Origin of the sequence: Sutcliffiella horikoshii (assembly GCF_021991925.1) — a bacterium.
In the GTDB taxonomy this organism is placed as follows: Bacteria; Bacillota; Bacilli; order Bacillales; family Bacillaceae_I; genus Sutcliffiella_A; species Sutcliffiella_A horikoshii_F.
In genome coordinates this window covers 243,212-256,648 of record NZ_RXZI01000001.1, presented here as the reverse complement: position 1 = coordinate 256,648, position 13,437 = coordinate 243,212, and the positions used below count along the sequence as shown (strand labels likewise).

The following is a 13,437-nucleotide window of genomic DNA, read 5'->3' as shown; positions in this document are numbered from 1 at the left end:
CCTATTCTTGTAAATTCGCAATCATCCAGTCTTTGACGGACAAACCTTCCGACTCCCTAAGATGTTCTACGTCCTGATGCGCGATAAAGTTTCCATTTTTCAATAGAATCACTTCATCCAGTAGAGATTCAATCTCATCAATTTCATGAGTGGCAATGATCAACGTTTGTTTTCCGAAATCAAGAAACGTCAGCAGTCCCTTTACAATGGAATCTCTTACCATTGGATCCAGCCCCGAAAAAGGTTCATCCAAAAGGATATATTCAGCTTCCCTGGCTAATGCCAAAACCAGCTTCAGCCTTCCACGGTTACCTTTAGATAGTGCTTTGATCTTTTTTTTCTTGTCGAGTTTCATGAACTCCAAAAGCTCTTCCGCCTTATAAAAGCTGAAATCTTTAAATTGGGAGTCATAGAACTTCACCATGTCTTCCACCGATAACGAATCATAAAATAAATCAAGCTCCGTTAAATAAGCGACTTTATCCGCAACCTTCCTTGTTGCCACTTCCCCGTCCAAGGTCACTGTGCCTTTATTAGGTCTGACCAAGCCGGCTATCATTTTAAGGGTTGTTGATTTACCGCTTCCATTTGGTCCAAGAAGTCCAATGATTTTTCCCTTGGCCATCGTCAAATTTGCATCCTTCACCGCAATATCCTTGCCGTATTTTTTACTGACCTGCTCAAATTTAATCATGCTCTTTTATCCCCCCTGCCAAAAATCTCTCCACACTTTCCACTATTTCTTTTTCCGATGCCCCAATCTCTTTCATGCTTTGTACAAACCCTTCTACCATTTTTATCTCCAGGTCTCTTTTCAACTTCATAAGCATCCCCTCATCTTCTGTAACAAATGTCCCTTGCCCTCTCCTCGTTTCCACGATTTCCATTCTCTCCATTTCACTGTAAGTTCTTTGAATGGTGTTAGGATTTACACCTGCTTGGATTGCCATTTCACGTACAGAGGGTAATTTATTTCCCGGCTTCAAGACCCCACGCACGATTTCCTTGCTGATCCGGTCCATTATTTGCAAATAAATCGGTTTATCTGATTCATATTTTGCCGTCATCTTACTTCCACCACCTTATTCAAGAGCCAGCTTGATAGAGAAAACAGTCCTATTACTTTTAACAAAGTAACGATTATCCCTGCTATTGTAATATTTTCTGCGCTCGACCTGACCCCCACCCCACCTTCTTCTATATAAAAGTTCATGAATTTAGCCATTTCTAACTGCGGAGATACTACTCTCTCCAATACCGTCCATAGATGACTTTCTACATAACCTACAAGCATAAAGAGTAGTACAATGAATAAAATAAACAGCACCACTCTGAATTTCAATATGTAATGGAATTGGCCCATTACATGGTAAATGATCCAAAAAAACATGTAGTACATTCCGAGCTCCAATCCGCTGACCATCACTTGTACCAACACTGACACAACCGAGTTGATGGTCAGAGACTCCATTTCAAACTTTCCAATCATATCTGCTGCCGCAACATTCACTGTTAGCGTAAGCAATAGAAGTGCAAACAGGATACTCACAGATTGAAGATATATCGCTGTCACAAGCTTGCTGCCTAACAATTTCGAAGTAGAATGAGGATTATGCAGCCAAAGTTGTGACTTCTCCTCCATGTGCAGGCCTGCCCCTACAATCCAAGTTACATAAAGAACATGGGCTATAATGAACATAATGGAGATAATTAAGAGTATGGTTGCATTACCAGTGAATACAGACCAACCCAATCCTGCAAACCAGACAAAAAACATAGTGCATAGAAGAAAAATAAAACTGTTTCTTAATAAGAGCCATTCTTTTCTCATCAATCCTTTAAAAACATTAGTCTCCATTCAAACTCCCCTTCGCATCTTAGTGTTCTAGTTAGATAGTACACTAAGACAACTAGAAGCGTCAATGTTCAGTTTCAATTATTTTACACCTTCAATTTGTTATGGAGAGAGCTAAACATTCCCATTATTATACCGATAAAACAAATAAACCTAATTATTAATAAGGAAAAATGACACTTGTGTACATAAATTTAGTTTTTTTTACAAATTTCTACTTAATTACTTAAAACTTGTTAGAATATTTTGTATAATATACTTACAAATTTCTTCATGTGTGTAGGAGTGAAGTGATGGATACGAGAGCGAGAAGAATTGTTCGTAATAACAAAAAAAGTCAATTTCATTTTTTCATTGTTTTAAAGGACTTTATCAGTTCTTTTGTTCTTCATGCTATTTCACTAGTAATAGTTGGTGCATTTTTAATCTGGGTATTGAATCAAGTCTAATAGCAAGCCGAAACAAAAAAACGAGAAGATCCATTGCTGGTCTTCTCGTTTTTTTATATCGCCTAAAGTCTATTTTTTTTTATGAAGGGGGACCACATTTCTTGTTTCCCATTTTGCTTCCAACTCTATGATACGATCTTCCAGTTTCCTGTTGGTTGCATGAAGACGGTAAAAAATTGGAATATAAATAAGGATGATAAATCCTACTGCCGAAAAGAAAGATGTCATGTAAATCCCTCCCTTTTATAAACTCATTTTTTCTTTACTTCTTCTACTGGTTGCTGTTTTGACTTTTTATAGCGGACCTTTGTCGCGGCATAGAACACTCCAATAGATCCGAAAATCAAAACAATGAGTACTTGGCTCCATCTTGTATGGAGGATACCCAACATGGCGCTTAGCATATAAGCGATAAGTATTGGTATCAGCACTGTGTATAGGGACAAAATGAATCGGAATTTTTCATCCACTTCATATATCGTATTGCACCCCTCACACTTGATGGGACGATAGCCGAAAAATACAGAGTTCAACCTTGTTTTATATCTTACTTCCTCTTTGCAGTTTGGACATTGCTGAAATGACATGTGCTATTCCCCTTTTTTCTTGCTTGTAAAGATTGATCTGTAATCTTTTTTTAAATTTTCCTATAATTTAATTCTATCAAATAGAAGCTTAAAGGAATAGAAAAAAATCCAGGCCGCTCTCTTTGAGCGCCTGAATTTGATTCATTTAATCTTCCTATTCCCTTCCGTTTCGGTTATTCGCTTATTGAAAGTGGGCCTCTTGAGCCTCCGCACAACGCCTAGGTATCCCTACCTACCGCTGCCTCCCCGCGATGTCTATCACCTTGCACCTCATTCAAAAGGGTAGGATTGCTTATACCATTGTCCCAGCATGGTTATTCACTTTGTGGGGTCTCTTTTACATTCTTCCAAACATTGATTACAAATAACACGACACCCAGTGTGGTTAGATTAGCTCCCACTATGGTGAAAAGCAATAACGAATCATTACCATACACCACCAGTGCCAATCCTGCCATCATCAATGGTAATCCGATATTATGCAGCCAAAAATGCCATTTGGCAAGCTTGGTCCTTCCCGCTTCCGGAAATAAAATATAAATGATTCCTGCAAGTGTCAATGCCGTCCAACCAAGTAGGTTGATATGAACATGCACTGGTGTCAGATTATAGGCATGAGCCGTTGACATATAATACCCTATTCCTACACCAATCAAAAAATAAAGCGCAGATATTTTAATCAGTCTTACACCCACATCCATCCCCTCCAGTTCCTCATATGAATACACTTTCATAGTACGTACCATCATGAGTATTTAGAACTGGATCCTACATTATTAGTACACTACCAAAGTCATGTTTGGTTTGATAAAGAATTCGACATTACCTTTACAAAATCATCAGAAAAAGATGTATAATCCACTTCCAAGGCAATGGTTAGCTTATTTCCCTCTTCATCTGGCTTCGGACGAAAATCGGCAATGCTGACGCCACGGAGATTCCCTTCGTCCAAACCAACGGTCACTACTTTTTCCACATATTTAAACGCTTGAGGTGTGGTCACGGCAAAAAGCGTCATCACATCATGCAAGGGGCTTCCTTCTATGCCTGGAACAAGCTCTTGGTACGCTTCAAAATAGTAATCAAAAATCGCTTTGACGAGGGCTTGAAAGGGATTATTCTCTCCTTGCATGATCTGATCTATCATCTCTGGTGTGATGATTGCCTCATTTGTAACATTCAACGGATATAATACTCCCTGTTTCGCCTTTTCCAAGACGATACTGGCTGCAATGGGATCTCCATAAAAATTTGCTTCCGCTCCTGCCGTCACATTACCTGGTGTGAGAAAGGCACCACCCATTAAATAGAAGCCTTTTACCGTGTTCATTGTCTCCTCACCCGCAAGATTAAACGAAATGGCAAGGGAAGTGGCTCGACCCACATCCACAATAATCAATTCTTCCCCATACTCTTCAATCACCTTGAATATCGCATCAAAGTTTAGAAGTTCCCCTTTGATGGTCGGTGGGGGTTTAATAGGACCTAACCCCTGCTCACCATGAATTTCCGGATAGTAGGGGGTGAACTCACCTGAAAGCGGGGTTTTCGCTCCTCCAATTAATATCACATCTTTTCTATCAGCAAGTTCAAGCAAATAAGCAACATTTTGGGTTGCTTGTTCTTGATCGACATTCCCGTAACTTGTCACAATCGCGACTAATTCAATTTCTGGATTCAACAGTGCATAAATGATGGCCAATGAATCATCTATACCAGGGTCACAATATAATAAGACCTTTTGAGGCATGGAATTCCTCCTTCATAGGGCATTAGTTCATTATATTCCTAAACTCTATTCGGATATTCCCGTGCTGATAATCCTTACTTCCGCCTCTACATCAATTTTCGCAGTCGGATATATTTGTTCTTCCCACTTTTTAATGTCAAAACCTCGTTTCCTGGATTTCACTTCAAAACCAAAACCTACAGGGTCCACTCCTCTTTCTTGGAATTCTTTAATCATGGATTGTGATTCACTAAGGATTTTCTCCTCAAATAATTTCTGAAATCCTTCCACTTTCTTAGGAGAAGCTTTAAGTCCAGAAAACTCTCTTAAAACTCCATCCACCCGAATTTTTACTTTTATAGAAGGTACATCTTTGTTCCAGCTTACTTCAATATTCTTATCCGTCTCAATGGTTCTAACGGTTACATACTCACCTGTCTCCGGTTCTTCTACAAACATACTCCCATCAGAGTACTTATCCACTAAGGTCTTAAAATAGAACAACCTTTCGTTTGGTATCATCATTTCGTATTTGTCTCCCTTTAAAACCACTACACCGATTATCTCGGCTTTGTCTTCTGTTTTTTTTAGTATTGGAAGACTCGGATCCTTTCCTTTCTGATAAAAATCAGATAAAAATATATGCAGATTTGTTTTTGGGACATCTCTTCTTTCAATATTATGTTTAATGAGGTTAAATAGATGATCTCCAGTACCGCGAGTTCCTAGATCTTGTGTTAATATTTCTTTGACCTCTCCTTCTACGATGGCCAAGTAAAGGCCCGTTCCAATACTGGCATCACGTTGCAGTCCATCCACCAACTTAATTATTCCTTTCTCAGCCAAAGGCTTGTTAAACATCACCAATTCTAAACTTCCATTAACTATAGGCGCAGAGGATTCCTTTTGTGCACTTCGAAGTATATCCTTATTCAGATTGGAGACTGCTGAGAATGTTTGATTTACAATGGTCTTGTCTGCTTGGTAAATGGGAACCACAAATGTACCCATTATTTCTTCTTCGCTTTCTTTAATTAGGTCAAACCCCTCTACTGTCTCTATATTGATATCATCCACAATCTCTTTTTCCAAGCATCCAGTAAGCAATAGGGAAAATACGATACAAAGAAAAATTTTATGATGTGGCATTTTCTTTCTTCCTCCTTCTCCAATGCGCAAACGAGATAATCAAAAAAAGGAATGGGATGTAAACGTAGCCCATATAAAAGCCGACAATTCCCATATATGAATTTAAATCATTTATTAATTTCCGGTCTTCAAACTGCAACATTAATATGAATACTAAAGCAGTGATGATTGTCAATGCGGTTCTGTGGCGAATTTTTGTCATCCTTTTAACCAACCGGCTTGCACACCATAGAAATATGCAAACATTCGGCAAAATGATCAAACACCAGTTGGCAATACCTATATACTCTACCCTTTCAACAAAAGGAAGCTCGATGATTTTCCAAATGGATAAGGTGGCCCAAATATTTTTTTCCAGCTTCCCTTCACTGAAATATGAGAAAGTGACCAGTGCAAAGATCAAGTAAATAAATGAGGTTATAAAAACTCCAAGATGGGCCCATTTCTTTGATTGTTCCGGTTTTTTTAAAAACGGATAAAAAATGAGCAATGTTTCAAATCCCAGCATACTTAACGTCATATCCTTCCCTGAAAGGAAAATATCTTTAAGAGAATGATCGAACACTGGAAGCAAATTTCTAAAATTAGAATATTCCAATGGAATGATCATCGTAAAAAACAGATAGGAGGGGAGCACCACTCCTAAAAATGCTATTCCAGTAATCACCCTGAATCCACCTGTAATGATATAAATGACGAGTAGTAAAAATAACGACGAGAAAAACCATGTACTGAGATCTGGAAAAAGCCATACTTGTATAACTTCAATATATGTGCGGAGTACGGTAACAGTGGTAAAGATAAAATAAATGATAAAGAAAGCAGTGAAAAGCTTGCCGAACCATTTCCCAAATGCCATTTGGTGCGCACTTGCTAGATCACCATCACTTTTCTCACAAATCTTGTAGATCATATAGAGCACGATATGAGTGAAAAAACCGAATAATATAATTCCCATCCAAGCGTCATAGCCGGCAGACATTGCAATGACCCTTTGAAATCCAAGGGCACCTACTCCAAACTGTGTGCTATGTATCAAATAAAACACTAAAAACGGGGATACTTGAAATTGCTTTGGAATCTTTTGCAATGTCTTGCCTCCTTTCTGGGATCATCATTCATCTATGTCTTTTTTCCGTTTAGGTCTAACCTTTGTTCTTCTATTGGGATTCTTTGTTCTTAGTTGTCCAGGTCTTTCTCCTTGCATGGTAAACGGAAGCCTTAATAGAGCATCCTTCATGTCTTTCACTCTTGGAGGGTAAATTGGTTCTAGATATGGCCTTCCAAGGGACGTCAATCTCAAAAGATGGGCAGCTAATATACAGAAACAGAAGACAATTCCCAACAGCCCCCATAATTCTGCAAACAATAGAAAGGGAAATCTCAGTAAACGGATGGTATTACCCATTTTGTAGACGGGAGTCGTAAAGGATGCAAGTGCAGCCAGGGCCACAATAATCAAAAGGACGTTACTGGTCAAACCAGCCTCAACCGAAGCCGTCCCGATAACGATCCCTCCCACGATACCGATTGTCTGACCTACCTTGGTCGGGAGCCTTGCTCCTGCTTCCCTCAGCAGTTCAATCGTCAATTCCAGAAAGATTGCTTCCAATATAGGCGGTAATGGAACCTCACGTCTGGAAGCTATCAAAGTACTTAGCAAGTCTTTGGGAATCAATTCATAATGATAGCTTAGTACCGCCACATAAACGGGTGTTACCAATATAGAGAATGCTACCCCAAAAAGTCGAATGAGGCGAAAGAAAGAAGCCAGCCAATAGCTTAGATAATAGTCTTCAAAAGAAGAGAAGAATTCGACTAGAGTGGTTGGCCCAATGAGGCCATGGGGGGATCCATCCACCAACATGACGACCTTTCCCTCTGTCAGTGCTGACACGATACGATCTGGCCTTTCGGTATCCAGCAAAAGAGGGAAGACAGTGTTCCCATTATCTGATATGAGTTGGGTGACATATGAACTGTCATTTACATGATCAAATTGAACATCATCGAGTCTATCCCGTACCGTTTGTACATTTTCTACATTGACTATGCCGTCCATGTACATCACGGCTACCCTTGTCCGTGAAATTGCACCAAGAGTTTTTTGTTCAATGGTAAGCATTGGCGTGCTTAATCTACGACGGACGAGGTTAATGTTGGAATCAATATTCTCAACAAATGATTCTTTTGGCCCAATTACACTAAATTCCACTTCCGGCAAGGAAACAGAACGGGTCTGGACAAATTCGGAACGGACCAAGAGTCCTTTCTTGTCACCCTCCCCGATTTGTATAAAAATGAAGCCTGTTAAAAGCTTCTCTCTTATTTCTTGGGGATCCGAACTAATTGTTATCACTTCTATTGGCAGGATGTTCTTTAAATCCTGGAGGTTGGACCATGGCCGTGTGGATATGCACTGAAGGATGTCACGATGTAAAAAGTCCGTATCCACTAACGTATAGTAATAATTGATCCAAACCTTCTTGCTGCCATCATTTGTATAATTGGAGAATCGAAGAAAATCCACAGACTTCTCCATTTGAAGGAGCAGGTCCGTAACCGTCATATCTTCTACTTTGTTGGGGGTCGATTTGGAACCTGATGTAAACAGCTTTTTGAAAATGTTTTTCACTATGCTTCCCTCCCCTCTGTTCATGTGATTCTATAAAAATCCTTCACTTATTTTTCCTATAAAGTTGGTTTATATACCAAATGTTCCTAGACGTGAATATGACTAAAGGCTATTTTCGCAAACTTTGCTTTCTTTCGATTTTGATTCAACATTTATATTCATTACCGTCGCGCTCTTTTCCCTGTGGTACCACATTACTACACGGGGATGTAAGCAATGTAATGTCCAATGGTCGACTTTTTATTTGTAAACTGCAACAATATCAGAAAAGAGTCTTCATAAACAAAAAAAAGAGCCCGATTAGGACTCTTACTTTTGTGGTCGTCTTATTATCTCCACCACATCAAAGATACGAATATGATAAACATTCTTATCCGTATCTTTTATGGTAAGCTTATTCGCCTTATAGCGGAAGGATTGAATTCTTCCGGTAATCTGGATCACATCACCTTCGAACCAGATGGACATTTTAAATACTTCTTTTGCCATATACATGTGGCGCAATAATTTCTTTATATATTGTATATCCGGTATATTCTCAGGATACAATAAAAACCCTTGAACCGTGCGATCAGCGTCATCTTTCCATAGATACATGGATTGGTTCGCTAATTTATCTTCTTTTTTATGCTCCATGGCAATTACCCCTTTTTATCATTATCGTCGATATTTCCCTACAGGTAACCTCCATACTCTTTATAATAGATAGTTTTATCCTCCATACGACCCTTCTATGTCACAGTTTATGCCCCGTATTCATACATGTCAACTTATGAAGCATTGACTATATTTATCTTACCGGGAATAAAGAAGAGCTAGCTTTTCGCAAGGAAAAATAAATGGAATCAACTTTTGAAGAGGTACTAAACAAGTATACTCCCATGATACACCATATCATTAACTCATTGAATATCTATAAAGATAAAGATCGTTATTTTCATGAAGCCACTATCATTCTTTGGGAAACCTTACAGACTACGGATCATAGGAAAGGTTCATTTACTTCTTATGCTTATTCATCCATTAGGGGAAAATTGCTTAACCATCTAAAAAAAGAAATGAAATGGGTTGAAACCCATGCTTTTGTCGAACATTTTCCAGAGCAGCCAAGCGAAATTTCCTACTGCGAATTGGAGCAATTGGAGAAATATACACGGCTACTTACGGAAAAGCAGAAAATATGGCTTATTGAATTTATAGGGAACGGAAAAAAATTAGAGGAAATTGCCATGCAAGAGGAGGTTTCCATAAGTGCCGTCAAATCATGGCGAGGAGAAGCATTGAAAAAGTTAAGAAAGGAGTATCACACATCATGATCACATGTAGCGAGGGTTCATCGCGCCCCCGCTACTTGTTTAACTTCTTGCCTCCTGCATATATTGATAAACCACTTCACCTTTATGCTTAGCAATTCCTCGGTAATGTTTGAAATCCTCCCTAGCAACCAGTACTTTCCTGAATATCATAAACTCCTCTTTTTGAATCTTATATTCATGTAATTCACGATTTTTGAGCTTGTCCAATATCTCTGTAGCTAACGCCTCATTCACCATCATCACTCCATTATCAATATTGCCATCATTCATTTTACCATCAATCGTCCAAACTGAACATAGAACGCATCCGTGGAAACTGCAATAAAAAACCCTTCTGATAAACAGAAGGGATTCCATGGGGGATAAGGAATAAAATGAATGGGGCATTTAATAGCCCTACTTATCTATATGCTCCCCTCAGCAATTCGGTGACATCTTACAAAGTGTAACGGAATTAAAAGAAAATTTAGATAAAATACATAGAAACTATTTACGTGATGAAGAAAATAATGCAAACTGTATGTAACACTTTTTTATCCACTATTTCACAAAAATAAAAAAACCAGACAGCCCTTTTATCTGTTGTCGGTGAAACCATTTATTTAGGGGGAGATTTAGTTGAAAAAAGCGGAAGTGGGAAATATCATAGAATTTCGCGAAGGTCTTCAAGGGGTAGTAGAAAAAGTAAATGAGAACTCTGTTATCGTCGACTTGACCTATATGAACAATTATCGTGACCTGGAACTAGAACAACGTACTGTAGTAAACCATAAGAATTATAAGATTGTAAAAGGTTTGTAAGAGATATTTGGAACTGGTTTTTGATATCTCAACCATATAAAAAGGACTCCCCAGTGATATATCCTAGGGAGGCCTTTTTCTGTTTCTAGCCGATTTCCTCTTCTAAAATTTCCAGTATGACAGCTGCCCTTTCCTTATCCAGCTTGACGGAAAAATGCGTTTCCTCACTTATGTTCAAGTTGCGCCTGATTTCAATGGGAATATTAACCTTCCCGTTGTTGGAAACAATGGATTCATTATAAATATGCTCTTCATTAATTGGTTTCATGACTAAACCTAAAGGTTGTTCCATGATCATTAATACATCGCCATCGGAAATTTGCAGTTGTTCACGAATTGACTTGGGAATGGTTAAATGGCCAGATTTACGAATTCTTCGAAACTCTTTCGTTTGGCTCATAGAGGACACTCCTGTTTTTTTATACTTATTCCCTGCTTTGTTGAAATGAAAACGAAAACTCCTCTGAAAGTTTTAGTGCATGTAACGGAAGGATCTGTTTAGAGTTTCCCTATTTTTGCAATAAGGTCCGACTCTACCACATGAACACCGTTTCTGCCATTTTTCAAAAACTTAATCATAGCCTTGGCAACTTCCTTGCCTTGTACAGATCTGTACCTCTCCAGCTTCCCTCTTAGAAAAGGCTTCATTGCACTCCCTAATACTTCCCCAATTTTCTCCCCTAATCGGAATTCCTTTCTGTTTCCTAGGAGTAAGGATGGCCTGAAAAAGTAGGTCGACGGAATTCCAATATTAGCGACCGCATTTTCCATCTCGCCTTTTACCTGGTTGTAAAAGAATCTGGAATTAGGATCAGCCCCAATAGCTGAAACAATCGCTATCCTCTTGACTCCACACTCCTTGGCAAGTTTGGCGGCCTCTACTACATAATCATGATCAACTTTACGGAAATTCTCTTTGGAGCCTGCTTTTCTCCTTGTTGTCCCTAGGCAGATATAGAGATCATCCACGTGAAAATACTGCTTATAGTCGCAAAGACTGGCAAAATCGGCTTTCACCTCGGTCAATTTTTGGTGTTCCTCTTCTTTTTGATTTCTGACTATGATGGTGAGCTTATCGTAATCTGAATTTTGCAAAATCTCTTTCTTCAATTGTGCTCCCACCAGGCCAGTTGCTCCAATTATTAAAGCACTTTTTTTAAGGTTCATCGTAGGTTCTCCTCTGCCTTTGTTACTACCTTTATACCAAATCCATGCGTTTTCTACAACTATTCCCGCTTTTTTGACAGTTCATTTCGATCCGCAGTTGCCGGTGGTTTCTCCATCCATCGATGGTTCACCATGATATCGGCACCATTTTTTGCGAGCAAAGCGGATTCAGAAGAAAGCTTTTCATATTTTATTGCAATGTCTGTCCTTTGGCTTGCGGAAGCTGCTGTAGCATAATTCCCAATTCCGGCTGCTACCATCATGCTATTGTGGAACATCATCAGTTTATCGGAAAAAGGCGGAATCTTTGAATCTGTGATGGAATAGTCACTTGACATCGGGGCTTGGATGTCATCCTTCATCAAGAAATCTATAAAAGTCTTGATATGACTGTGCGCCAACTGTTTTCCTTTCATCATAAACTCCCTGACTTCTTTGTGTATTCCCGTTTGGGAAAAAGCGGTACATAGCATCATGCCGATCTGATTCGTCTCTATATTCAGGCTAAGATGTGTCACTTCAATGGTGTTTAATGTTCTTTTATTTACAAATGGGTTTATTCCACTGAAGTATTTCTGGTCATCTACAAATTGAGCCTTTTCAGGAATGATGGTATATGGTTTTTTGGTATATAATCCTCTTTTCAACAATAGTTCTGTTGAGTCATCGAATAGTTCAACGGTTCGCTGCAAAAAAGTGGAATAAAGCTTTCTTATATCCTTTTTTGAAACAGCTCCAAGGCTTGCACCATATGTAACCATCCCTATTTTCGACATTTGAAGAATGTAGGATAACATAAATGAGTCAGAAAATAGTCGTGGTGCCTGAAGGTTAACATCGTTTTCCGAAAATCCAATCGGCAATGGGTATTGTTCTTTCCAAAAAACGGACTTCAATTCGTTTTCATTAGTGGAAGCCACATCATACGCCATTGCGACCATTTCTCTTATTTCTTTGTCTTCTACACATTCCAAAAAATACCTAAGCACACATGCTGACATAGAGTTGTTCAAATATAAAGTCCACAATGTACTGGTTTCAGCACAAGTGAATTCTGTATCATGGTTAGTCATTTAACGCTCTCCTCCTATGTTGTTTTTGATATTATTTCTTAAAGAAGCTTTTTTTAGTACTCCTGTATGTACCCTAAGGGCATTGAACGGTTCAATCGCCAAACAATAAAAAAGACTGAAGGCAGACTCGTTTGCTCCCGAGTTTGTCTACAGTCTTGTCATTTATATTTTTTTATTATCTGTTGTCTATTTTTTCCGGATACATATCATGATTCATCAGTCGGTAGTCGGCCATCTCTTCATACTTCGTTCCTGGTTTCCCATAGTTGGTGTAAGGGTCTATCGAGATGCCTCCACGTGGAGTGAATTTGCCCCAGACCTCGATATATTTTGGATCCATCAATTTAATGAGATCGTTCATGATGATGTTCATGCAATCCTCATGGAAGTCGCCGTGATTACGGAAGCTGAACAAGTATAACTTCAATGATTTGCTCTCCACCATCAATTTACCTGGAATATAACTGATATAAATGGTCGCGAAATCTGGTTGGTTTGTTTTCGGACAAAGACTTGTAAATTCAGGGCAGTTGAATTTGACGAAATAATCTCTGTTTGGATGCTTGTTTTCAAATGTCTCCAATACATCTGGTGAGTAGTTGAATAAATAATTTGTACCTTGGTTCCCTAATAGGGTTACACCTTCAAGTTCTGAATCTTTTCTTCCTGACATGGT

18 protein-coding genes are annotated in these 13,437 nt (G+C 38.8%); 2 read left to right on the top strand and 16 right to left on the bottom strand.

Annotation, left to right across the window (positions count from 1 at the left end; all coding sequences use genetic code 11):
- Window position 1: 1 nt before the first annotated feature.
- From EKQ44_RS01290 to EKQ44_RS01240, 11 genes are all read right to left on the bottom strand, one after another.
- Window positions 2-694, bottom strand: coding sequence for an ABC transporter ATP-binding protein (locus EKQ44_RS01290; RefSeq protein WP_237661714.1), 693 nt, complete (start codon window positions 692-694; stop codon window positions 2-4).
- Window positions 687-1,067: a GntR family transcriptional regulator gene (locus EKQ44_RS01285; RefSeq protein ID WP_237661713.1), complete on the bottom strand. Its 381-nt coding sequence runs from the start codon at window positions 1,065-1,067 to the stop codon at window positions 687-689. The genes EKQ44_RS01290 and EKQ44_RS01285 overlap by 8 nt, the downstream gene beginning before the upstream one ends.
- Window positions 1,064-1,858 (bottom strand): hypothetical protein, encoded by a 795-nt coding sequence (locus tag EKQ44_RS01280; protein ID WP_237661712.1) that lies wholly within the window; start codon window positions 1,856-1,858, stop codon window positions 1,064-1,066. The genes EKQ44_RS01285 and EKQ44_RS01280 overlap by 4 nt, the downstream gene beginning before the upstream one ends.
- Before the next feature lie 515 nt (window positions 1,859-2,373).
- Window positions 2,374-2,532, bottom strand: a complete 159-nt coding sequence (locus EKQ44_RS01275) for a hypothetical protein (protein WP_237661711.1) — start codon at window positions 2,530-2,532, stop codon at window positions 2,374-2,376.
- Between the two features lie 23 nt (window positions 2,533-2,555).
- Entirely contained in the window at window positions 2,556-2,891 is a 336-nt protein-coding gene (locus EKQ44_RS01270) for a TIGR04104 family putative zinc finger protein (protein WP_237661710.1), read from the bottom strand.
- Window positions 2,892-3,205: 314 nt separating this feature from the next.
- A complete protein-coding gene (locus EKQ44_RS01265) occupies window positions 3,206-3,592 on the bottom strand; it encodes a cbb3-type cytochrome c oxidase subunit I (RefSeq protein WP_237662531.1) in 387 nt (128 codons plus the stop codon).
- A gap of 92 nt (window positions 3,593-3,684) precedes the next feature.
- Window positions 3,685-4,641, bottom strand: coding sequence for a nucleoside hydrolase (locus tag EKQ44_RS01260; RefSeq protein ID WP_237661709.1), 957 nt, complete (start codon window positions 4,639-4,641; stop codon window positions 3,685-3,687).
- A 45-nt stretch (window positions 4,642-4,686) separates the two neighbouring features.
- Window positions 4,687-5,769, bottom strand: coding sequence for a Ger(x)C family spore germination protein (locus EKQ44_RS01255; RefSeq protein WP_237661708.1), 1,083 nt, complete (start codon window positions 5,767-5,769; stop codon window positions 4,687-4,689).
- A complete protein-coding gene (locus EKQ44_RS01250; RefSeq protein WP_237661707.1) occupies window positions 5,756-6,859 on the bottom strand; it encodes a GerAB/ArcD/ProY family transporter in 1,104 nt (367 codons plus the stop codon). Before EKQ44_RS01250 ends, EKQ44_RS01255 begins: the two co-directional genes overlap by 14 nt.
- A gap of 24 nt (window positions 6,860-6,883) precedes the next feature.
- On the bottom strand, window positions 6,884-8,404 hold the full coding sequence (locus EKQ44_RS01245; protein ID WP_237661706.1) for a spore germination protein: 1,521 nt from the start codon (window positions 8,402-8,404) through the stop codon (window positions 6,884-6,886).
- 309 nt (window positions 8,405-8,713) lie between these two features.
- On the bottom strand, window positions 8,714-9,040 hold the full coding sequence (locus EKQ44_RS01240) for a hypothetical protein (protein WP_237661705.1): 327 nt from the start codon (window positions 9,038-9,040) through the stop codon (window positions 8,714-8,716).
- A gap of 203 nt (window positions 9,041-9,243) precedes the next feature.
- Between EKQ44_RS01240 and EKQ44_RS01235 the strand changes: the two genes are divergently transcribed.
- Window positions 9,244-9,720 carry a sigma-70 family RNA polymerase sigma factor gene (locus EKQ44_RS01235; protein ID WP_237661704.1) on the top strand — a complete coding sequence of 159 codons (477 nt, stop codon included), beginning with the start codon at window positions 9,244-9,246 and terminating at the stop codon, window positions 9,718-9,720.
- A gap of 39 nt (window positions 9,721-9,759) precedes the next feature.
- On the opposite strand, the gene EKQ44_RS01230 is transcribed toward EKQ44_RS01235, so the two are convergent.
- Window positions 9,760-9,990, bottom strand: coding sequence for a hypothetical protein (locus tag EKQ44_RS01230; protein WP_331254636.1), 231 nt, complete (start codon window positions 9,988-9,990; stop codon window positions 9,760-9,762).
- Between the two features lie 348 nt (window positions 9,991-10,338).
- Here EKQ44_RS01230 and EKQ44_RS01225 point away from each other — a divergent pair, with 348 nt between their 5' ends.
- A complete protein-coding gene (locus EKQ44_RS01225) occupies window positions 10,339-10,521 on the top strand; it encodes a YkvS family protein (RefSeq protein WP_063561450.1) in 183 nt (60 codons plus the stop codon).
- 85 nt (window positions 10,522-10,606) lie between these two features.
- On the opposite strand, the gene EKQ44_RS01220 is transcribed toward EKQ44_RS01225, so the two are convergent.
- The 4 genes from EKQ44_RS01220 to queF all read right to left on the bottom strand — a co-directional run bounded on the left by EKQ44_RS01220 (window position 10,607) and on the right by queF (window position 13,434).
- On the bottom strand, window positions 10,607-10,921 hold the full coding sequence (locus EKQ44_RS01220) for an AbrB/MazE/SpoVT family DNA-binding domain-containing protein (protein ID WP_237661703.1): 315 nt from the start codon (window positions 10,919-10,921) through the stop codon (window positions 10,607-10,609).
- A 98-nt stretch (window positions 10,922-11,019) separates the two neighbouring features.
- Window positions 11,020-11,688, bottom strand: coding sequence for an oxidoreductase (locus tag EKQ44_RS01215; RefSeq protein ID WP_237661702.1), 669 nt, complete (start codon window positions 11,686-11,688; stop codon window positions 11,020-11,022).
- Between the two features lie 59 nt (window positions 11,689-11,747).
- Window positions 11,748-12,761, bottom strand: a complete 1,014-nt coding sequence (locus EKQ44_RS01210) for a DUF3231 family protein (RefSeq protein WP_237661701.1) — start codon at window positions 12,759-12,761, stop codon at window positions 11,748-11,750.
- A 175-nt stretch (window positions 12,762-12,936) separates the two neighbouring features.
- The gene (gene queF / locus EKQ44_RS01205; RefSeq protein ID WP_237661700.1) at window positions 12,937-13,434 is read right to left on the bottom strand and encodes a preQ(1) synthase; all 498 of its coding nucleotides are present in this window, start codon (window positions 13,432-13,434) and stop codon (window positions 12,937-12,939) included.
- Between the last annotated feature and the right edge of the window lie 3 nt (window positions 13,435-13,437).